Raw genomic sequence first — 19,390 nt, 5'->3', positions numbered from 1 at the left:
TTATGGCAGAACAGGGATCATACAGTTTCAGGGGAATCGGGATGCTCATGCGGGTGGTTGCGGTCGTGACATCGAGTATCGCAACGATCATATCAACGGTGCTCCCGTTGGCGTTCGGGTACGATGTATCGAAGTCCAATCTATTTCTATTATTCATTCTGCTCGTGATCGGAGGGTTTCTCGTCCACGGTGTGCTCACCCATGTCTTCAATGACATCACAGATTTCCACTCCGGTACCGATCAGGAAAGTCCGGGACTGCTGTCAGGCGGCAGCCGTGTGCTGCAGACCGGCACCATGACCCTCGGCATGCTGAAGCGCATAGGTCTTATCGTGACGGCGATACTCGTGTTTGCTGCAGCATTGTTTTTCCTTTTCGGACAGATTGAGCTCGCGATCCTGTGCATGGTCGGGTTGTGGGGGGCGGCTACATATTCCCTTGCACCATTCAGGTTTGCATACCGCCCCTTCCTTGGCGAATGGCTGAGCCTGTTCCCCTCCCTTCTGCTGCTGGGGTTGGCAGCACCATGGATCATGCTGGATCACATCCCCGCCTGGGCCTGGCAGAATGCATTGATCAACGCAATCTGGTGCATGGCCTGGGTCATGATTCACCATGTGCCTGATATCCGAGCCGACCGCAGGGCGACACCTGTGAAGGAAACGAGTGTCGTATGGGCAGTGAAGCGGTTTGGAATGAACCGTGCAGGCCTGCCTGCATTGATTTATCTCCTCCTGGTCGGTCTGATCGCCTTTTTCATGATAGGGGACCGGCCGATCGGTGCCATCGGTACGCTGCTCATGCTCGGGTATGGCATCTATCTCGTGCTCAGGATGCGGGTACGGGATGTCGAACAGGTGACCGCCTACGAAAAAGTGCTCCTTCTGCTGGCGATGGTCACAGCGATATGGCTGGGCCTGTTTCCGGATATGTAAAAAACCACCCTGCAGGGTGGTTTTATTTTTTCTCCATCTCCTTGCGGCCGACGGAAATATAGAGGGCCACCCCGAGGATGATGATGGTTCCGATGATCTGATACCATCCCAGGTTGATATTAAGCCATAACACTGAACTCAGGACCGCCGAAGCTGGTTCGACAGTTCCGAGGACGCCACCTTCCTTTGAAGAGATGTGCTTCAGGCTGGTTATGTAAAGAAGGAAAGCGAGGGTCGTTCCAAAAAGGACGGAGAAGAGCAGTATGGTGATGAGCCCGACCGTCCAGTCGAAGCTGAAATCAAACTGCCAGATGGGATGGATGAAGTTCATCGCAATCCCCCCGATGAGCATCGAACCGCCGACGAGCTGGAGCGGGTGCAGACGGTACAGGAGCACTTGGGCATGCAGGGTGTAGTATGCGAGTGCAACACCCGATATCAGACCCCATATCAGGGCGGGAGGTGAGACGACCAGCCTTGAGAGGTCTCCATTTGTTGCAAGAAGCACAACGCCAGTGATGATGCCGAGAATGATGAAGGCGTCGGCGAACGTCCATTTTGCATATTTGCGGATGATCAGCCACAGGATGATGTAGATTGGACCCGTATACTGAAGCACCGTTGCAATGGCGGCATTGCCGTAACCGATTGCCGCCATAAATGAATACTGCACCATCGTCATGCCGAGGAGGCTATAGATGATCAGCATGCCAAGGGTGCGGCGGTCGAGCCGGACAGGCTGCTGTTTCCGTGAAAACAGCCAATATGCAAAAAGAAGGATGATGCCGCTCACCGTCAGGCGGAATGCCACATACCATTCCACAGTGACCGGCGTGTTCCTGAAAATATAGTCAGAAGCTGTACCTCCGACGCCCCATAATGTTGCACCGAGCAGTACAAAAATCAGGCCCCTGAGGTGCTTCGAATTCGATTCCATACTTGTGCCTCCCTTCTCTATTATTAAAAGGATAGTCCAGGGCATCAAAAAATACAATGCCCATTTATTAGTTGGGTGTACGAGGGAATGATATAATCGGGATGATAAAGGAATATTGGAGGAGAGAAGATGCCGCTCGAACATTGGTATGATCAGGCAATGACAGCAGAAGTCTATATAGAAGATATGGAAAAGCACAGGGAGAACCTGCAGAAGGTATACGATGAATTCCAGGTTCCGGATGACGAAAACTTTTTCAGGCAGCTGGAAAACCGGAAACTCCGGGTCATCGTCCTTACCGAGGACTGGTGCGGTGATGCCATGATGAACATCCCGATACTGCTGCACCTGGCCGAAAAGAGCCACATGGAAGTACGTATGTTGCTGAGGGACAGCAATCTCGAACTGATGGATCAGTATTTGACGAACGGCAGATCCCGTTCGATCCCCATCTTCATCTTCATTGATGAAGACGGGGAAGAAGTCGCGCACTGGGGCCCGCGTTCAGAAACGGTGCAGACAGCAGTCGACCAGCTGATGGCCGGGTTGCCGGAAAAGGATGCGCCGGAATACGATGCCCAGTTCAAGGAAGCCATCCAGACGCTGACTTCGCGCTTTATTAGTGATGAGACATTCTGGCAGGCCACATACGAAAGCATAAAAGAGACCCTCGGGGAAAAGCTGTAGTCATGAAAAGAGGTTTGATGTATGAAGAATAGGGTGACAACATATGTGATTGCAGGAGGTCTGCTCGGTTTGTTTGTAGAAGGAGTAATGACCGGTGTCATTGCGGGCGCCGTCACATTATCGCAGTACGCTATGGAGAAGTTACAGAAGATAGCAGGTAGAAAGGTGCACATTTGTGCACCTTTTTTTGTCCAATTCACCATCGCAGCCAGAACGACGGCGAGTTGCGGGCTTAATTCACCATCGCAGCCAGAACGACGGCGAGTTGGAGGTTTAATTCACCGTCGCAACCAAAACGACGGCAAGTTAGAGACTTAACTCACCATCGCAGGCGGAACGAGGGCGAGTTGCGGGCTTAATTCACCATCGCAGGCGGAACGAGGGCGAGTTGCGGGTTTAATTCACCATCGCAGGCGGAACGAGGGCGAGTTGCGGGCTTAATTCACCGTCGCAGGCGGAACGATGGCGAGTTGGAGGTTTAATTCACCGTCGCAACCAGAACGACGGCGAGTTGGAGGTTTAATTCACCGTCGCAACCAGAACGACGGCGAGTTAAACACCCTCCACCACCCATCCGCCCCATAAAAATAAAAAATCCGCCTCCAACCGGAAGCGGATTCGAAATCTATTTTGTTTTATACTGAAGACCGATGAACTGCATCTTCTGGTTGAACAGTTTCGGATAGGCCATATATCCGACCATGACGGAGGACATGGCTGCGGTGGTCAGTATGAGGAACAGGATCAGCAGCTGGTACATGACGGCTTCCATCGGATCGGCGCCGCCGATGATGAGGCCGCTCATCATGCCCGGCAACTGGACGAGCCCCATGGTCTTCTGGGCTTCTATCGTCGGAATCATGCTGGTCTGGATTGCAGACTTCAGACTCTTGTCGATGGCGACTTTTGGCTGGCCGCCCATGGACAGGATGAGTTCGATGGTTTCATCACTGCGGTCGACCTCATCCTTGAATTTGTTGAGGAAGAGCAGGGACAGCACCATACAGTTGCCGATGACCATGCCGCTGATCGGGATGACTTCTTCCGGAGCGAAAGGGATGATGCCGAAACTCAGCATGATACCCATCGTCACCGTTTCGACAACGATGAGGGTAAGGACGATCATCCAGGTGATGCCCGGAATGCCGTCCCCCTTCTTGATGATGTTCTGTGTGGCAGCGGCGATCATGAGCATGATCATCAGTATGATGAAGATCGGACTGTCGCTTTCGAAGACGAAGGTGAGGATGTATCCGATGATCAGCAGCTGTATAATCGAACGGATGGTGGCGATGATGATATCCTTTTCAAGTCCGAGTTTGAGCACGATCGCCAAGCCGAGCGGGATGGCGATGAATATCAGGGACAGTGCAAGCTGTGCATAACTCAAAGTTCTTCCCCCTCCACAAATTTTCTGATGAGCGGATTATCCGACTGGTCGATGAAGGAGGCGTCCCCGAATTCGATCAGCTCTCCACTTCTGAGGAACCACATGTCATCGCTGACCCGGCGTGCCTGATCGAGGTCGTGGGTGATCCAGATGACGGTGACATTATTTTCGCGCTGCAGGCGGATGATCAGCCGTTCGACCTCCTTCACCATCCGGTAGTCGAGGCTCGCAGTGATCTCATCGAGGAGCAGGACCTCGGGGCGGTTGACGAGCGTGCGTGCGATGGAGATGCGGCTCTTCTCCCCGCCGGAAAGTGACTTTACATTCTGATCGAGCGGGATGCCGCCGAGGTCGACACGTTCGAGGCACTCGAGGGCATGCGCCTCATCGATTGTCTCACCGAAGATGGCTTTTGGAAGGTTGAGGTTGTCATAGACGGTGCCGCCGATCATTGGTGCACTCTGGAAGGCCATGCCGATGCGCTTCCTCAATTCGATCATATCCATATCAGCAATGTTCTCGCCCCTGAAGAATATCTCTCCGGAATCGGGCGACAGCAGACCGTTGATGTGCTTCAGGCATGTGGTCTTTCCTGCACCACTGGGTCCGACGAAGGTTGTGATGCGCCCCTCGTTAAAGTGGCCGGTAATATTATGTAGAATGTCATTGTGGCTGACGTTTTTGAATTCTATTATAGTCATGGGAATGTGCTCCTTATACATTAGAGTGGCAGGGATGGTTCTTCAATGGCAGGAATGATGCAGCCATGCACCTGCATGGCTGTTTCCTGCATTGGGGGTGGGGTCAGTGATGGTCTGATTCTTCCTCCATGGCGATCTCTTTCGTCGCCTGTCTGGTTCCTTGGGGATGGTGTGCCGGGCCGTAGATTGAATAGAGCTTCATCGGTTCATCGCCGACAGTCATCACATTGTGGAACTTGCCTTTTGGAATCAGGATGACCTCATCCGGGCCGACTTCCTTTTCAAAAGTGATTTCATCTTCGGAATCCCCCATGATCACCTTGCCGTGTCCAGCTTCGAGGCGCAGGAACTGGTCGTGCCCTTCATGGACCTCCCCACCGATGTCCCCGCCGGGCGGAATGGACATGAGCGTAATCTGGATTTCCTCACCCGTCCATAGTGCAACGCGGTAATCTTCGTTCTGCAGTGTAGCGTCGTCGATGTTGATTACAAATGGGTCGTTTCCATAGTCCTTCAGATCAAGAACCATTGGAGTCATCTCCTTAAGATGCTTTTATTATTTATATATGAATATAAACAACCATAATCGCTGCGTTTTCAACTACCATCTTATATCAACTTCCCGTCATCGACAAAAGAGATGCTCATATTATTTATAATAATTATAAATAAACTATAACATAGATTGTAATTATTATAAATAATATATTTGGCGTAGCATCTCTGATGGGGACTTTATACAAATGGCAGACCGAATTATGTTACAATAAATTAAGGTGATTTCTATGATCTATATTGGATTGACAGGTTGGGGCGATCACGACGATCTGTATACCGACCTTGTAAATAAGAAGGATAAGCTGCAGGCCTATGCCTCCCATTTCCCCATCGTTGAATTGGATGCGACATACTATGCGATTCAGCGTACTTCAACGGTTGAAAAATGGTGCAATGAAACGCCGGGCAAGTTCAAGTTTGTCGTCAAGGCACACCAGTATATGACGGGGCACAGCGACTACCGCGACCACTACGACTCCATCAGGGATGTCTTCAGCGCATTCCGGGATATGCTGCGCCCGATGGAACAGGCTGGAAAGCTCGGATTCGTCCTGCTGCAGTTCCCCCCATGGTTCGATTGTACACATAAGAATATACGCTATGTAAAGTATGCGAAGGAACAGCTTGAACCATATAAGGTGGCGGTAGAGTTCAGAAACCAGACATGGTTCGAGACGCGCTACCGGGAGGAGACATTGTCATTCCTCGACGCCAACGGCATGATCCACAGCATCTGTGATGAACCGCAGGCCGGCATCGGCAGCATCCCATTCGTCAACCGGGTGACGGACCGGACGGCATTCATCAGGCTGCATGGGCGCAACGTCCACGGCTGGACACAGAAGGACCGCAGCAGCCAGGAATGGCGGACCGTCAGGTATCTTTACGACTACAACGAAGAAGAATTGGAATGGCTGAAGCGGCAGGTCGAAATCCTCAAGCACAAGACGAAGGACATCTACATCGTGTTCAACAACAATTCCGGCGGCCATGCCGCAGGAAATGCACAGGATTTCATGTCAATGATGGATATACGGTATGAAGGGCTTTCCCCGAAACAGTTGAAGCTGTTCTAGCAGTAAGGGGGAAGAAGATTTCTGATGCACAATTACAGCCAGGATCTCCTGGTCTTTCAAAGGAGCCACGCTTATGGAATTTATCATTCTTATATTGATCGGGCTTGCCGCTTCTGCCCTTGGCGCACTCGTTGGTATCGGCGGCGGGGTAATCATCGTTCCGCTGCTCATATTCTTCGGCATCAACATGGGGATCCTGGACCGCATCACACCGCAGAGTGCAGTCGGCACTTCGAGCATCATCCTGATCGTCATCGGATTGTCGGCGATGATCTCCTACGGACGAAGCAACCAGGTGGACTGGAAGAATGGCCGGCTCTTCCTGCTCGGCATCATGCCCGGGGCTTTCATCGGGTCGTATGCCAGCCGTCTCTTCACCATAGACAGCTTCAATCTGTACTTCGGCATATTCCTCATATTCCTGAGCACCCTGCTCATCGTGAGGGACAGGATAAAACCCATTTCCATCTTTCAGGATGAACGGTATATGGAACCCCACGTGGACAACATGGGGGAGGTCCACCACTATGGATTTCCGGCCTATATCGCCGTCATCTCGACATTTGTGGTGGGCTTCTTCACCGGGCTTTTCGGCATTGGCGGTGGTGCACTGATGACGCCGCTGATGCTGCTCGTCTTCCGTATGCCGGCGACGATCGCCATCGGCACCAGCATGATGATGGTCTTCTTTTCCGGCTCGGCTGCTGCAGCCGGACACATACTGCAGGGTAATGTGGACTTCTGGTACGCGGTCTTCATCGTTCCCGCCGCATTCATCGGGGCCAAAATCGGCGTAATGGCCAACCACCGCTTCAATTCCGATTCGCTCGTTGTCGTGCTGCGCACAGTCCTTCTGCTGCTCGGCGTATATATGATTCTACAGACCATCATTTAGAGGTGATTGGATGGAAGTGAAGCTTTTTCATACAAATGACATACATAGTCATCTGTACAACTATTTGAAGATAAAGGATTTTCTCGACAACAAGAAACGGCAGTACAAGCAGGATATGGTGTATGTCGACCTTGGAGACCACGCGGACCGCTCCCATCCCTATACCGAGGCGACACTCGGCAAGGGCAATGTGGAGATCCTCAACGAAGCCGGATGCGATATTGCTACAATCGGCAACAACGAAGGGATCACCCTCCAGAAGGAGGACCTGAAGACACTGTACGACGACGCGGATTTCGATGTCATCTGTGCCAACCTTCGTGAGGTGGGGAGCACCTCCCCATACTTCAAACCGTATGTCATCAAGGAGATCAATGGCATCAAATTCGGTTTCATCGCCGCAACGGTCGAATTTACGCCCTTCTACAAGGCGTTGGGCTGGGAAGTGTCGGAGGCTTTCGAGTGGATTTTGAAAGCCATCACGGAGATCAATACAGAGGTCGACTGCATCGTCATGATGAGCCATCTCGGACGCTATGATGATGAATCCCTCGCAATGATGTTTCCTGAGATAGATGTCATATTGAGTTCACATACACACCATTATTTCGAAGAGGGTGAGTGGATCGGCGATACGCTGCTTGCCGCTGCCGGAAGATTCGGGGATTTTGTGGGGGAGGTGACGCTGGAGTTTGAAGGGCGCACACTCATCCGCAAGCATGCCCGGCTCTACGACACCGATCTGCTGTCGAGCAGTGACGACCATTATTATGAAATCGGCCGGGACATGATGTCGACGGTCGTCAAGGAAGAGGCGCCGCCGATCGAACGGACCCTCTATTCCACCAGCCGGTTCATCATGGCATTGGCCCGCATGCTCAGGCTGTTCACGGACAGTGATGCGAGCCTGCTCCATACGGGGCTCATTGCGAAGTCCTTCGAGGGCGGGACCTTGACGGAATATGATCTGCATAAGGTGCTGCCGCACGCGATCAACACGGTCCAGATCGAATTGACCGGACGTGAGCTGAAGGAAGTGTTCAATCAGGCGTCGAAGCATGAGTTCAAGGATGACATCATCCGGGGGCTCGGCTTCCGCGGTGATATATTCGGCTGCTTCGTCACGGACAATATCGGCTATATCCAGTCGGAACGCGAATACTACATCAATGGTGAACGGATCGATGACCGCCGGCACTATAAGCTCGGCACACTGGACATGTATACATTCGGCAGGATATTCCCGCAGTTCAGATATTCGAAGAAGGTCTATAAGATGCCCGAGTTCCTGAGGGAAATCGTCAAGATGTACCGCACGGAATTATAGTTGAAAAGTATGCAGTTTATGCTATAATATTCTATGACAATTGAAGAACGGAAAGTAGAGGTCGCAACGGCCATGAGTACAGGAGGGAGCAGGCATGCTTTGAACTCCTGGAAAGGGGCAGTTGCCGAAGGGTGCATCCGGCGGGGTGACATCCTGGGATCAGGTCGAAGAGTCCTGATACTGTCATTACGATGATGCGCTACATATTGGTGATTGACGTCACGGTGGCTGATTCTGTAATGCTGCTGTGACGTCTTTTTTATGATCTAAATAGTTTTTTCAGGAGGATATATATGGAAAGTATATTGAACTGGGAGTACATCTCCCTCATCCCGCCGCTCCTTACGCTGCTGCTTGTGGTGCTGACGCGCAAAGTGGGCATCAGCCTCGGTGTCGGCATCCTCACTTCGGCGTTTGTCGTTGCGGGTGCGGATATAATGGAGACATTGCGGATGATATGGAACAGCTTCGCAATCATCTTCGTCGATGGGGGCGCCATCAATACGTGGAATGCCTTCATCCTCATCTTCCTCAGTCTGCTCGGCATCATGACTGCATTCATCAATATGTCGGGCGGGGCAAGGGCCTTCACGGCCTGGGCACTGACGAAGGTGAAATCCCGGAAGGGTGCCAACATGGCTACTGCACTGCTCGGCATCATCGTCTTCATCGATGACTACTTCAGTGCGTTGATCGTGGGCCAGGTGGCAAAGCCCCTGACGGACAAATACAATGTCTCCCGTGCCAAACTTGCTTATCTGATCGATACGACGGCATCTCCGATTTCCGTCATTGCCCCGATTTCAAGCTGGGGCGCCGGCATCATGGGGCTTGTGGCCCCGCTGATTGCCGCAGCGGGCATGGTGGCAGTGACGCCATTCCAGGCATTCGTCTATATGATACCGATGAACTTCTATGTGCTGACTGCAGTGGCGATGATGTTCATCGTCATCCTTACACGCTTCGACATCGGAGCGATGCGGAAGCATGAATCCCTCGCAATCAATGATGGACAGGTGGTCGGGGACACGCGTGAGGTACCTGGTGAGACGGATGAGGAACTGCCCGTCCATCAGCAGGGGTCTGCCAAGGCGCTGATCGTGCCGATCCTGGGACTCGCCTTTACGGTCATCATAGCGATGTTCGTCACAGGTGCAGCCACAGGCGGTTCCATGGATATCTTCAGCATCTTCGAAAATACGCTCGTTACCCACTCCCTCGTCATCGGGGGCATCGTCGGACTGTCGCTGAGCCTATTTTACTTCTTCAGGTACACACGCAGCGACAATGCCTTCGGCAAAACGGAGATATGGCTCGGTGTGAAGACCGGTTTCATGGCCATGTTCCCGGCGATACTCGTGCTGACGCTGGCATGGATGATCGGTGACCTGATCGGCCAACTCGGCACCGGCGAACTGCTTGGTTCCATGGTCGAAAGTTCGAATATGCCGACAGGCATCCTGCTTGCGGTCGTCTTTGCGGTCGCCTGTCTGATGGCGCTGGCCACGGGGACGAGCTGGGGATCGTTCGGCATCCTCATCCCGATTACAGGTGAAATCATGATTTCACTCGATGCGACGGATCTGCTGCTGCCGAGCATCGCAGCAGTGCTCGCAGGTGCAGTGTTCGGTGACCATTGTTCACCGATATCCGACTCGACGATCCTCTCCTCGACAGGTGCAGGCTGCAACCACATCGTCCATGTAATGACGCAGTTGCCATATGCGATCGGCTCCGCGATGATCGCGCTGGCCGGGTATCTGGTGCTTGGTCTGACATCAAGCCTTCCGCTTGCCCTTCTGACACTGCTGGTGCTCCTCATCATCGTTGTGGTCGTCTCCAAAGTCGTCCATACACCGATCGCCAAGGAGAGCGCAGGATCATAGAGCATATCAGCCCCCACCCGCGTGTGGGGGCTTCTTTAATGTGCTGGAGCCATAACGAAGAATTTTTTGTTTTTGCCACTTTATTCGAATAATTATGATAACATGAACATGATATTGATTTCATTAAGGAGGGCATTGTAAATTGGCTACAAAAAATGAAGAGATCCTGAGGAAGCCGGATTGGCTGAAGATCAAGCTGAACACGAACAAAAACTATACTGGTCTGAAGAAGATGATGCGTGAGAAGAACCTACATACAGTATGTGAAGAGGCGAAATGTCCAAACATACACGAATGCTGGGCGGAGCGCCGTACAGCCACCTTCATGATTTTGGGTGCGATATGCACACGTGCCTGCCGGTTCTGTGCAGTCAAGACGGGGCTGCCGAATGAACTTGACTGGGACGAGCCGAACCGCGTCGCAGAATCCGTGAAATTGATGAACCTTAAGCACGTCGTCATCACCGCGGTCGCAAGGGATGACCTGAAGGATGGCGGTTCCAGGGTATACGCGGAGACGGTGAGGAAAGTCCGCGAGGAGAATCCATTTACTACAATAGAAGTATTGCCATCGGATATGGGTGGGGAGTATGATAACCTCAGGACACTGATGGATGCGAAGCCGGATATACTGAACCATAACATCGAGACGGTCGAGCGCCTGACGCCGAGGGTCCGTGCGAAGGCAAAGTATCACCGGACGCTTGAACTGCTCAGGCGTTCCAAGGAGATGTATCCGGACATCCCGACGAAATCAAGCATCATGGTCGGTCTCGGTGAGACGGTAGAGGAGCTCCACCAGACGATGGACGACCTCCGTGCGAATGACGTCGACATATTGACGATCGGCCAGTACCTTCAGCCTTCAAGGAAGCACCTCAAAGTGCAGAAGTACTATACGCCGCTTGAATTCGGCAAGCTCAGGAAAGTGGCCATGGAAAAGGGATTCAAGCACTGTGAAGCGGGACCGATGGTGCGTTCGAGCTATCATGCCGACGAGCAGGTGAATGAAGCTGCCAAGGCGAGGCAGGCCAAAGGTGATGAACTATTGAAAGGTGAGTAAGTACTATGATTACGATAGATCATATGCATTTTGAACTGGTGGAAGATTACCGGGATGCTTTTGATGAAGAACAATTTAAGAAGAAGTACAGTGAAGTGCTGAATAAATATGATTATATCGTTGGGGACATCGGCTATGAGAAACTCAGGCTGACCGGCTTCTACCGGGACGGCAAATCGAAGGTGGAGCGCGACAAGAAATACAGCGCGATACAGGATTACCTCTATGAGTACTGCAATTTCGGATGCGCCTACTTCGTACTGCGCAAAATACCGAAATCGGAAATGAAGGCCGGACAGGAAGCGGAGGCAGAAAGTTCCAGAACCGAAACTTCATCGGATGAACAGGGCCGAGCGGCCAGCAGGCCGGAACCAAAGAAAAACAAGACACTCGCCGCCCACCAGCCTGTGGATGGGAAATGAAAAAAGCCTGCTTCCCCATCAGGGGAGCAGGCTTGATTCTTATATGGAGCTGTACTTTCGTCAGACGATGACCTCAGAGAGGAACGCCTCCACTTCCGAAGCTTCATCATCGGTGTATCCGAGTATATGGGCGATGTATCCCTCCTCTTCGAGATCATCCGGGCCGATGATGCCGAAGCGGTTGCCCTGTGTATTCAGTACCAGACTTTTGCCGAAATAGCGGGCCGTCTGGATGATGGCGAGGTCGTACCGCCCATGGTCACCGACGAAACTGACATAGCGTGTATAGGTGTCTTCTGATTCATCATATAGAAAGAAGTCGATCAAAGGGGTCCCCTCCAGTTCAAGTATACTGGAATTATGCTATCATATTATTGTAAGAGTTACAAAAGAACGATTATGGGAGTGTCGCTGGATGTATTTTGTAGATAAGGATATACTGCTTGAAAGATTGGACTATATAGAAGGGCTCACAGCCGGGTTCGACAGGGCCGAAGGGCTTGCGCTCGAGCGCACATGCCATATGCTGATCGAAGCGGTGGTGGATGTCGGCAACATGATCATCGATGCATTCATCCTGAGGGATCCGGGGAGTTACCAGGACGTCATGGACATCATGGAGAATGAAGGTGTGATCCCGTCGGATGACAACCGCCATTTCAGCGAAACATTCACATGGCGCAGCGAGCTTACGCGTAATTATACAAAGCTCGACCACGAGGCGATGAAGAAGGAATTCCAGGCGCACTTGGCGGCGTACAAGGATTTCAAGGGGAACGTCTTTGCCTTCTTTGAAAATGAGGGGCAGACCATCACCGCATTCAAGGGAGACCAGCATGAAGTATGAAGGGTATCTCATCGACCTTGACGGGACGATGTACAACGGTAACACGGTCATAGACGGGGCCATCGATTTCATCGACAGGCTCAACAGGAACGGCATGCCCTATGTATTCCTGACCAACAATGCGACGAAGACCCAGCAGGAGGCGGCCCAGAAGCTGATCGACATGGGATTCGACATCCATCCGGAAACCCTCTACACTTCAGCGATGGCGACAGCCGCCTATCTTGAGAATGAACAGCCCGGTGCACGCATTCATGTCATCGGTTCAGAAAGCTTGAAGTCGACACTCGCAGAGTCGGGGTTCATACTGGCGGATGATGATGTGGATTATGTGGTTATGGGGCTCGACAGGGAAATCAATTATGACAAACTGTCCCGCGGTGCCCTGTTGATTGCGGAAGGGGCGAAGCTGATCTCCACAAACCCGGACCGGAAGTTTCCGACGGAAGCAGGCCTTGTGCCGGGAAACGGTTCCCTGGTGTCGGTACTCGTCAGTACGACCGGGATAGAGCCGATTGTAATCGGAAAGCCTGAGGGGATCATACTGGAGGCGGCAGTCTCTACGCTCGGGCTGCCGAAGGATAGGGTGCTGCTCGTCGGGGATAATTATGACACGGATATACGCACCGGCCTCGACAACGGGGTGCACACCCTTCACGTCAATACGGGGGTCACATCGGCCGAGGAAGTGAAGAAACAGGAAAGACAGCCTGAATATATGATCGATCACCTGAAGGAATGGAGTGTAATGTAAATGAAGAAGATTGTGATCACCAGAAAGATCAACCCGAACATGATTGAAAAACTTAAGAAGGATTTTGAAGTGGTTGTATGGAACGAAGATGAGCAGCCGATGCCGCGCGAACGTTTCCTCGAAGAGACGAAAGATGCCCACGGCGTGATGACCATGCTCAGCGACAAGGTCGACCGCGAGATGCTGGAAAATGCCGAGAAACTCAAGGTGGTGGCGAACCTGGCGGTCGGTTTCGACAATATCGACCTGGAGGCGGCCAGAGCCAATGAGGTCGTCATTACGAACACGCCGGATGTGCTGACGGAAACGACTGCCGAACTGGCATTCACGCTCATGCTGACGGCCGCACGCCGTGTACTGGAGGCGAACCGTGAGCTGATGGCAGGGGAATGGTCCGGCTGGAGCCCCTACCATATGGCAGGCACGGATGTTTTCGGCAAGACGGTCGGCATATTCGGCATGGGCTCGATCGGCGCGGCATTCGCCAGACGCCTCTCGGGATTCCGTGCGAAGGTACTCTACCATAACCGCAGCCGCTCTGAAGTCGGCGAGTCCATGGGTGCGGAACTGGTCTCATTCGAAGATCTTCTGGCTGAGTCGGACTTTGTATTATGTGCTGCACCCCTGACCGGCGAGACGAAGCACCGCTTTGACAAGGAGGCATTCAGCCAGATGAAGGAGAGCGCCTATTTCATCAATATCGGCCGCGGTGCCCATGTGGTGGAGGAGGACCTTGCAGAAGCGGTCAGGAATGGGGACATCAAAGGGGCTGCCCTCGACGTTTATGAGAATGAACCGATCGGACGGGATCATCCTTTCATCGGCATCGAGAACATGACACTGCTTCCGCACATCGGCAGCGCATCTGTGGATACAAGGAACAACATGATGAATCTTTGCGTCAATAACATCATGGAAGTGCTGAACGGCGGCAAACCGATTACACCGGTCCAATAGGGAAGGCGTCCCTATGGGCCGTCTTCACCGCTTATTGTCAACCTATAAAAATAAAAGGTTAACATAGGGTTCCGTTAGTGATATGATGGTAGACATAAAGGAAAGAGGTGGTTTTATGTCAACGAAACATCTTCTCTACGTTGCCCTGTTTGCAGCCTTCATTGCAATCGGTGCACAGATCCGTCTGCCCATCGGTCCGGTACCGGTGACGATGCAGGTGCCGATGGTCCTCCTTGCCGGTCTGATGCTCGGGCCGAAACTCGGTGCGCTGAGTACGCTCGTCTATATGCTGATGGGCCTCGTCGGGCTTCCCGTCTTTGCCGGGGGAGGCGGCATCGGATCGCTTGTTTCACCATCCTTCGGCTTCATCGTCGGCTACATACCTGCGGCCTGGCTTGCCGGATTCGGTGCCGCTCACAAGTCCTCGTCTGCCCGGGCGATCAGCTTTGCACTCGCTGCAACGGCTGTCATCTTCCTGTTCGGCTTCCTGTACTTCATCTTCATCATGAATGTGGTACTCGACACGCCGATGAGTGCTGTTGCTGCCTTCAAGGTGGCGATACTTCCATTCATACTGAAGGATGTGGCTGTGGCTGTACTGACGAGCATGTTTGCCCGTATGCTCCATACACGCGGACTCCACCTGGCGAATGGGTGATGAAAAATGCCACTGGAAAATGCTTCCCAGTGGCAAAAATCATGCTTCCTTTTCGATTGTCTTCTGTATCGGCTTGAGCCGGACATGGCCGTCCTGGACGACTTCGTCGTTTACGGTGACGAGCGGATAGAACAGTTCATCGTCATTGATGCGTTCGATGAGGCTCTCGTCATAATCCGACAGGTTATCCTCATGGTCGATGTCGATATAATTGAACTTGAGCTCGTGGTCTGGATACTTCCTTGACAATACGGCTTCAAGCCATTCGTACGTATCTTTGGAACCTGGTGCATTGACGCAGCTTGCACATACGACATCACGGCCGTATACATTGATTGCGTATTTCATAAAGTAACATCCGCCTTTCAGATGATGGATTTTTTATTCCATATCCATTATAATATACATATAATCATTTGCGTATGAAATAAGAGGGAGTGAATTTCATGACTACTGGACAAGATACGATGTTTGAACAAGTCGATGAAGTATTGGATAAATTGCGTCCGTTCCTGTTGAGGGATGGCGGGGACTGCGAGCTTGTGGATGTGGAAGACGGCATTGTGAAGCTGCGTCTTCTCGGAGCTTGCGGCACATGCCCAAGTTCAACAATCACACTAAAGGCAGGAATCGAACGTGCACTGCTTGAAGAAGTACCTGGATTTGTGGAAGTGGAACAGGTATTCTGATACATCCAAATGGACAGCCCCCGCATCGCGGGGGCTGTTTGTTAATTGTTGCCCAGTTTGTACATCCACAGCACACCGCTTTTCAGCATGCGTGCAATACGGCCTGTGACCGTCCGTTCCTTGAGGTAGGCGAACCCTTCCTTGGAGCCGAGTGATCCGAGGATCCCCTGCATTTTGATGTCCGCCATCTGTTCCGGAAGCGGCTTGCCTTTGAGGATATCCTCGATGACTTCCGCGATCTGTTCAGCTTGCCCTTCTGCGACCTGAGCGGATGGTGCGTGCTTGAGTGCTGCCGAATCGCCGACCACATAGACGTTTTCGTGTCCCGGTACCTGATGGTATTGGTTGAGGACGACGCGTCCGCCGGGGCCGAATTCAACGGGCAGGTTGCGTACGACCTCCACCGGCTGTACGCCTGCTGTCCAGATGGCCATGTCCAGATTGTGCGATTCATTGTTGTTGTAGACCTTGTCGGCTTCGACCTTTACGATGTTCGAGTTCGGGATGACTTCGACGTCGTTGTCATCGAACCACCTTTTGACGTAGGCACTGAGCCGTGCCGGATACATCGGCAGGATGCGGTCTCCGCGGTCGAACAGCTTGATGTGGAGGTCTTCGCGTGCCTCGCGCAGCTCACTGGCCACTTCGATGCCGCTCAGGCCTGCACCCACGATGCCGACTGTGGAGCCGGGTTTGAGGTCCCCGATGCTCTCGTATGTAGCGCGCGATTCCCGGAGTGACTGGATACTGTATGTATGTTCCTCAGCACCCGGCACGCCATGGTATTTATCCTCGCAGCCGAGGCCAATGACGAGCATATCATAGTCCAGCGCCTGGTTCTCGAGGATGACCCTGTTTCTGTCGATGTCGATTTCCGAAACCGTGTCAAAGACGATATTGACCCTGTCGTCGTCGGGGAAGTCGACCCGGACGTTCTTTTCACTTTTCGTCCCTGCAGCCAGGGCGTAGTATTCAGTTTTCATCCCGTGGAAAGGATTCTTATCCACGAGGGTGATGGTGTAACCGGAGGGCAGTTTTGGAAGGATGCGCTGAATGAATCGCATATTTCCATAACCGCCTCCAAGACATACGATAGTATTCATAGTCAGTACCGCCTTGTATTAAAATTCTATTATTTATATTATAATATTTAACGCGATAAACTACAATGAAAGTCGGCAATAATACCGAGAAAGAGGGAGTGCAATGTTTACCCTTGTCGAGTTCTGTTCATCAAACATGCTGAAGGGCACCGAAGAGGTGTACCGGACACTGGACGACGATCCCGAAATCGATGTGCTGGACTATGGCTGCCTGAACAACTGCGGATTATGCAGCAAAGCATTCTTCGTACTTGTGGACGGCGAGATAGTCAGTGCCATGACACCGGAGAAGCTCCTTGAGAAGATATATAAGAGGATAGACAGGAACAAGCGGGAAATGGAAGAATGGACCGAGGATTTGAGTTAGACGTCCGTTTGCTCTATAATTGGAATTACTAAAAATCAACGAGGGGTGATTATGTGTCTCACGTAACTCTGACGGAAAGCGCCGCCTACGAAGTGAAGGACATGCTTGAGAAGAACGAGATGGAAGATGGCTACCTGAGGTTCAAAGTCCAGGGTGGAGGCTGCACCGGTCTGACATACGGGATGGCAGCTGAAATCGAACAGGCGGACAACGATGAAGTCTACGAATTCCATGGTGTTAAAGTACTAGTCGACAAGAAGGATATCCCCGTCATAGACGGTACTGTGATCGACTTCAAACAGTCCCTGATGGGCGGCGGTTTTACCATAGACAATCCGAACGCGACGCTCGCCTGTGGATGCGGCTCTTCATTCAGGACTAAAGAAGTCGCCGGCCAACCGGAAGATTGCTAAAGAATCATCCAAACCGCTTGAAATATGTGAAGAAAATCGCTAATATTATAGGAGATTAATATTAGCGGTTTTAATTATGCCCAAATTCAGGTGCAGTATAAAAAAATGGAGAGAAAAGGTGACGTTATAATGAGTTTTGAGAGAAAGAAAATTTTGGTGCTGGGTGCAGGGTATGCCGGATTGCAGACTGTATCCAAACTTCAGAAATTGTTGTCTCATCAAGATGCCGATATCACACTCATCAATAAGAATGAGTACCACTATGAAGCTACGTGGCTGCATGAAACGGCTGCAGGAACAATCGACTGGGAAGAGGGCGTATACCCGATCAACAAGGTGGTCGATGCACAGAAGGTGGTTTTCGTACCGGCTGAGGTTACTGCCATCCATAAGGATGAACAGCGTGTGGAAACGACTCAGGGCACATTTGAATATGACATCCTTGTCGTAGCGCTTGGCTTCGAAAGTGAAACTTTCGGCATCGAGGGCATGGAAGTGCATGCGCATTCAATCGTCAACCCGGAGACTGCTACAGCAGCACGCAAGGAGATCGAACGGAACTTTGCAAACTACAGGCAATCCAATGATCCGAAGGATATTTCCATCCTTATCGGTGGTGCAGGATTTACAGGCATAGAGTATCTGGGCGAACTTGTCGAAAGCGTACCGGAGCTTTGTGAAAAGCATGGCATCGACTACAACAAAGTGAACATCACATGTGTGGAAGCAGCGCCTAAAATGCTGCCGATGTTCCCTGAAAACCTGGTCGAATATGCTGTTGATTTCCTTAAAGACCGCGGTGTCAAATTCATGGTCGATACCCCGATCGTCGCAGCGAATGAAGATGGCTTCGTTGTGGAAGTGGATGGTGAGAAGCAGCAGATTGAAGCGAACAACGTCATCTGGACTGCAGGTGTACGCGGAAGCAGCCTGATGGAGGAATCCTTCGATGGTGTCAAACGCGGACGCATCGTTGTAGGTCCGGATCTCCGCATCGAAGGATACGATAACATCTATGCCATCGGCGACGTCGCTGCAGTAATGAATGGGGAAACTGAACGTCCATGGCCGACGACTGCCCAGATTGCAATGCAGCTTGGTGAGCATACAGCGAAGAACATCGAGCTTTCACTCAAAGGGGAACGGCTCGAGGAGTTCTCCTACAATGATAGGGGTACCGTCTGTTCACTTGGATCCAAAGATGGAATCGGACTCGTCATGGGCCGTGAAATCAAAGGCAAGAAGGCAGCATTCATGAAGCGTGTCATCGATTCGAGGGCAATATACAAAATCGGTGGGCCACTGCTTGCCTATTCTAAAGGAAAACTGTTCTGATACAACTGATATGACAGGCATGGGTATTGCTTTAATGCCCGTGCCTTTTTTCATGTGGAGGGTAACAAATAATGTCAATAATACAACTTGCAATATCCATGCTGCTGTTCTTCGTCCTATTCTATGGAATCAGCTTCATACTGAATATGATTCTGAAAATGACATGGCTGATGGTGGGCGTCTATCCCTTCATCGTCCTGATCATCGTGGACGGCATCTCAACAGCGGAATATTTTACAAATACATCTGAAGCCTTCAGCGCCCTTGGGGAGAGGCTTGTGAATCTGCATCCGGCGGATATGCTGATGCTTGGGAGCGGGCTCGTCGGGACGATACTTGCCGGTATGACTATCCGCTACTTGCGCAAAGCCGGGTATCAGATGTTCTAGG

Annotated in this window: 25 protein-coding genes and 1 riboswitch; of the genes, 18 read left to right on the top strand and 7 right to left on the bottom strand. The window is 51.7% G+C overall.

Annotation, left to right across the window (positions count from 1 at the left end; translation table 11 throughout):
* Positions 1-2 precede the first annotated feature (2 nt).
* On the top strand, positions 3-935 hold the full coding sequence (locus tag LLU09_RS05900; protein WP_228310922.1) for a prenyltransferase: 933 nt from the start codon (positions 3-5) through the stop codon (positions 933-935).
* 22 nt (positions 936-957) lie between these two features.
* Here the strand turns inward: LLU09_RS05900 and LLU09_RS05895 are convergent, their stop codons facing one another.
* Positions 958-1,872, bottom strand: coding sequence for an EamA family transporter (locus tag LLU09_RS05895; RefSeq protein WP_228310921.1), 915 nt, complete (start codon positions 1,870-1,872; stop codon positions 958-960).
* Positions 1,873-2,001: 129 nt separating this feature from the next.
* On the opposite strand from LLU09_RS05895, the gene LLU09_RS05890 reads away from it, so the two are divergent.
* A complete protein-coding gene (locus LLU09_RS05890; RefSeq protein WP_228310920.1) occupies positions 2,002-2,559 on the top strand; it encodes a thioredoxin family protein in 558 nt (185 codons plus the stop codon).
* A 21-nt stretch (positions 2,560-2,580) separates the two neighbouring features.
* Positions 2,581-2,877, top strand: a complete 297-nt coding sequence (locus LLU09_RS05885; RefSeq protein WP_228310919.1) for a hypothetical protein — start codon at positions 2,581-2,583, stop codon at positions 2,875-2,877.
* 307 nt (positions 2,878-3,184) lie between these two features.
* Here the strand turns inward: LLU09_RS05885 and LLU09_RS05880 are convergent, their stop codons facing one another.
* The 3 genes from LLU09_RS05880 to LLU09_RS05870 all read right to left on the bottom strand — a co-directional run bounded on the left by LLU09_RS05880 (position 3,185) and on the right by LLU09_RS05870 (position 5,179).
* The gene (locus tag LLU09_RS05880) at positions 3,185-3,949 is read right to left on the bottom strand and encodes an ABC transporter permease (RefSeq protein WP_040105051.1); all 765 of its coding nucleotides are present in this window, start codon (positions 3,947-3,949) and stop codon (positions 3,185-3,187) included.
* Positions 3,946-4,650 carry an ABC transporter ATP-binding protein gene (locus tag LLU09_RS05875; RefSeq protein WP_228310918.1) on the bottom strand — a complete coding sequence of 235 codons (705 nt, stop codon included), beginning with the start codon at positions 4,648-4,650 and terminating at the stop codon, positions 3,946-3,948. Before LLU09_RS05875 ends, LLU09_RS05880 begins: the two co-directional genes overlap by 4 nt.
* Before the next feature lie 103 nt (positions 4,651-4,753).
* Positions 4,754-5,179: a cupin domain-containing protein gene (locus LLU09_RS05870; RefSeq protein WP_228310917.1), complete on the bottom strand. Its 426-nt coding sequence runs from the start codon at positions 5,177-5,179 to the stop codon at positions 4,754-4,756.
* Between the two features lie 256 nt (positions 5,180-5,435).
* Between LLU09_RS05870 and LLU09_RS05865 the strand changes: the two genes are divergently transcribed.
* The 6 genes from LLU09_RS05865 to LLU09_RS05840 all read left to right on the top strand — a co-directional run bounded on the left by LLU09_RS05865 (position 5,436) and on the right by LLU09_RS05840 (position 11,877).
* Positions 5,436-6,284, top strand: a complete 849-nt coding sequence (locus tag LLU09_RS05865; RefSeq protein ID WP_228310916.1) for a DUF72 domain-containing protein — start codon at positions 5,436-5,438, stop codon at positions 6,282-6,284.
* A gap of 73 nt (positions 6,285-6,357) precedes the next feature.
* A complete protein-coding gene (locus LLU09_RS05860) occupies positions 6,358-7,179 on the top strand; it encodes a sulfite exporter TauE/SafE family protein (protein ID WP_094906579.1) in 822 nt (273 codons plus the stop codon).
* A 10-nt stretch (positions 7,180-7,189) separates the two neighbouring features.
* The gene (locus tag LLU09_RS05855; RefSeq protein ID WP_094906578.1) at positions 7,190-8,506 is read left to right on the top strand and encodes a bifunctional metallophosphatase/5'-nucleotidase; all 1,317 of its coding nucleotides are present in this window, start codon (positions 7,190-7,192) and stop codon (positions 8,504-8,506) included.
* 47 nt (positions 8,507-8,553) lie between these two features.
* Positions 8,554-8,716, top strand: a riboswitch (Lysine riboswitch).
* Positions 8,717-8,799: 83 nt separating this feature from the next.
* Positions 8,800-10,392, top strand: coding sequence for a Na+/H+ antiporter NhaC family protein (locus LLU09_RS05850; protein ID WP_228310915.1), 1,593 nt, complete (start codon positions 8,800-8,802; stop codon positions 10,390-10,392).
* A gap of 142 nt (positions 10,393-10,534) precedes the next feature.
* Positions 10,535-11,455: a lipoyl synthase gene (gene lipA, locus LLU09_RS05845; protein WP_228310914.1), complete on the top strand. Its 921-nt coding sequence runs from the start codon at positions 10,535-10,537 to the stop codon at positions 11,453-11,455.
* 5 nt (positions 11,456-11,460) lie between these two features.
* Positions 11,461-11,877: a YutD family protein gene (locus LLU09_RS05840; protein WP_228310913.1), complete on the top strand. Its 417-nt coding sequence runs from the start codon at positions 11,461-11,463 to the stop codon at positions 11,875-11,877.
* 60 nt (positions 11,878-11,937) lie between these two features.
* On the opposite strand, the gene LLU09_RS05835 is transcribed toward LLU09_RS05840, so the two are convergent.
* Complete coding sequence (locus LLU09_RS05835; protein WP_228310911.1) at positions 11,938-12,204, bottom strand: DUF3055 domain-containing protein; 267 nt, start codon at positions 12,202-12,204, stop codon at positions 11,938-11,940.
* 88 nt (positions 12,205-12,292) lie between these two features.
* Between LLU09_RS05835 and LLU09_RS05830 the strand changes: the two genes are divergently transcribed.
* The 4 genes from LLU09_RS05830 to LLU09_RS05815 all read left to right on the top strand — a co-directional run bounded on the left by LLU09_RS05830 (position 12,293) and on the right by LLU09_RS05815 (position 15,093).
* Positions 12,293-12,724: a DUF86 domain-containing protein gene (locus LLU09_RS05830; protein WP_228310910.1), complete on the top strand. Its 432-nt coding sequence runs from the start codon at positions 12,293-12,295 to the stop codon at positions 12,722-12,724.
* Positions 12,714-13,478, top strand: a complete 765-nt coding sequence (locus tag LLU09_RS05825; protein ID WP_228310909.1) for a TIGR01457 family HAD-type hydrolase — start codon at positions 12,714-12,716, stop codon at positions 13,476-13,478. Before LLU09_RS05830 ends, LLU09_RS05825 begins: the two co-directional genes overlap by 11 nt.
* Entirely contained in the window at positions 13,479-14,435 is a 957-nt protein-coding gene (locus LLU09_RS05820; RefSeq protein WP_228310907.1) for a 2-hydroxyacid dehydrogenase, read from the top strand.
* Between the two features lie 115 nt (positions 14,436-14,550).
* The gene (locus LLU09_RS05815) at positions 14,551-15,093 is read left to right on the top strand and encodes a biotin transporter BioY (protein WP_228310905.1); all 543 of its coding nucleotides are present in this window, start codon (positions 14,551-14,553) and stop codon (positions 15,091-15,093) included.
* Positions 15,094-15,132: 39 nt separating this feature from the next.
* Here LLU09_RS05815 and LLU09_RS05810 read toward each other — a convergent pair whose 3' ends face one another.
* On the bottom strand, positions 15,133-15,441 hold the full coding sequence (locus tag LLU09_RS05810) for a YuzD family protein (protein WP_228310904.1): 309 nt from the start codon (positions 15,439-15,441) through the stop codon (positions 15,133-15,135).
* Between the two features lie 98 nt (positions 15,442-15,539).
* On the opposite strand from LLU09_RS05810, the gene LLU09_RS05805 reads away from it, so the two are divergent.
* Complete coding sequence (locus LLU09_RS05805) at positions 15,540-15,782, top strand: NifU family protein (RefSeq protein ID WP_031547410.1); 243 nt, start codon at positions 15,540-15,542, stop codon at positions 15,780-15,782.
* A 41-nt stretch (positions 15,783-15,823) separates the two neighbouring features.
* Here the strand turns inward: LLU09_RS05805 and LLU09_RS05800 are convergent, their stop codons facing one another.
* Entirely contained in the window at positions 15,824-16,885 is a 1,062-nt protein-coding gene (locus tag LLU09_RS05800; protein WP_228310903.1) for an NAD(P)/FAD-dependent oxidoreductase, read from the bottom strand.
* 103 nt (positions 16,886-16,988) lie between these two features.
* Between LLU09_RS05800 and LLU09_RS05795 the strand changes: the two genes are divergently transcribed.
* The 4 genes from LLU09_RS05795 to LLU09_RS05780 all read left to right on the top strand — a co-directional run bounded on the left by LLU09_RS05795 (position 16,989) and on the right by LLU09_RS05780 (position 19,389).
* A complete protein-coding gene (locus LLU09_RS05795) occupies positions 16,989-17,252 on the top strand; it encodes a DUF1450 domain-containing protein (RefSeq protein ID WP_040105036.1) in 264 nt (87 codons plus the stop codon).
* Between the two features lie 53 nt (positions 17,253-17,305).
* Positions 17,306-17,665 (top strand): HesB/IscA family protein, encoded by a 360-nt coding sequence (locus LLU09_RS05790; protein ID WP_228310902.1) that lies wholly within the window; start codon positions 17,306-17,308, stop codon positions 17,663-17,665.
* A 129-nt stretch (positions 17,666-17,794) separates the two neighbouring features.
* A complete protein-coding gene (locus LLU09_RS05785; RefSeq protein WP_228310901.1) occupies positions 17,795-19,000 on the top strand; it encodes an NAD(P)/FAD-dependent oxidoreductase in 1,206 nt (401 codons plus the stop codon).
* Positions 19,001-19,071: 71 nt separating this feature from the next.
* Positions 19,072-19,389: a YuiB family protein gene (locus tag LLU09_RS05780; protein ID WP_228310900.1), complete on the top strand. Its 318-nt coding sequence runs from the start codon at positions 19,072-19,074 to the stop codon at positions 19,387-19,389.
* Position 19,390: the final 1 nt, after the last annotated feature.

This window comes from Salinicoccus sp. RF5 (assembly GCF_020786625.1).
Classification (GTDB): domain Bacteria; phylum Bacillota; class Bacilli; order Staphylococcales; family Salinicoccaceae; genus Salinicoccus.
Note: the sequence above shows the minus strand (reverse complement) of the source record. Positions and strands in the feature narration are given on the sequence as shown.

Coding starts and splice junctions, on each gene's coding strand:
- LLU09_RS05855 (WP_094906578.1), top strand. CDS start 7,190: ATGGAAGTGAAGCTTTTTCATACAAATGACATACATAGTCATCTGTAC.
- LLU09_RS05785 (WP_228310901.1), top strand. CDS start 17,795: ATGAGTTTTGAGAGAAAGAAAATTTTGGTGCTGGGTGCAGGGTATGCC.
- LLU09_RS05840 (WP_228310913.1), top strand. CDS start 11,461: ATGATTACGATAGATCATATGCATTTTGAACTGGTGGAAGATTACCGG.
- LLU09_RS05800 (WP_228310903.1), bottom strand. CDS start 16,885: ATGAATACTATCGTATGTCTTGGAGGCGGTTATGGAAATATGCGATTC.
- LLU09_RS05870 (WP_228310917.1), bottom strand. CDS start 5,179: ATGGTTCTTGATCTGAAGGACTATGGAAACGACCCATTTGTAATCAAC.
- LLU09_RS05865 (WP_228310916.1), top strand. CDS start 5,436: ATGATCTATATTGGATTGACAGGTTGGGGCGATCACGACGATCTGTAT.
- LLU09_RS05805 (WP_031547410.1), top strand. CDS start 15,540: ATGACTACTGGACAAGATACGATGTTTGAACAAGTCGATGAAGTATTG.
- LLU09_RS05875 (WP_228310918.1), bottom strand. CDS start 4,650: ATGACTATAATAGAATTCAAAAACGTCAGCCACAATGACATTCTACAT.
- LLU09_RS05780 (WP_228310900.1), top strand. CDS start 19,072: ATGTCAATAATACAACTTGCAATATCCATGCTGCTGTTCTTCGTCCTA.
- LLU09_RS05860 (WP_094906579.1), top strand. CDS start 6,358: ATGGAATTTATCATTCTTATATTGATCGGGCTTGCCGCTTCTGCCCTT.
- LLU09_RS05850 (WP_228310915.1), top strand. CDS start 8,800: ATGGAAAGTATATTGAACTGGGAGTACATCTCCCTCATCCCGCCGCTC.
- LLU09_RS05820 (WP_228310907.1), top strand. CDS start 13,479: ATGAAGAAGATTGTGATCACCAGAAAGATCAACCCGAACATGATTGAA.
- LLU09_RS05890 (WP_228310920.1), top strand. CDS start 2,002: ATGCCGCTCGAACATTGGTATGATCAGGCAATGACAGCAGAAGTCTAT.
- LLU09_RS05895 (WP_228310921.1), bottom strand. CDS start 1,872: ATGGAATCGAATTCGAAGCACCTCAGGGGCCTGATTTTTGTACTGCTC.
- LLU09_RS05815 (WP_228310905.1), top strand. CDS start 14,551: ATGTCAACGAAACATCTTCTCTACGTTGCCCTGTTTGCAGCCTTCATT.
- LLU09_RS05825 (WP_228310909.1), top strand. CDS start 12,714: ATGAAGTATGAAGGGTATCTCATCGACCTTGACGGGACGATGTACAAC.
- LLU09_RS05900 (WP_228310922.1), top strand. CDS start 3: ATGGCAGAACAGGGATCATACAGTTTCAGGGGAATCGGGATGCTCATG.
- LLU09_RS05885 (WP_228310919.1), top strand. CDS start 2,581: ATGAAGAATAGGGTGACAACATATGTGATTGCAGGAGGTCTGCTCGGT.
- LLU09_RS05810 (WP_228310904.1), bottom strand. CDS start 15,441: ATGAAATACGCAATCAATGTATACGGCCGTGATGTCGTATGTGCAAGC.
- LLU09_RS05795 (WP_040105036.1), top strand. CDS start 16,989: ATGTTTACCCTTGTCGAGTTCTGTTCATCAAACATGCTGAAGGGCACC.
- LLU09_RS05830 (WP_228310910.1), top strand. CDS start 12,293: ATGTATTTTGTAGATAAGGATATACTGCTTGAAAGATTGGACTATATA.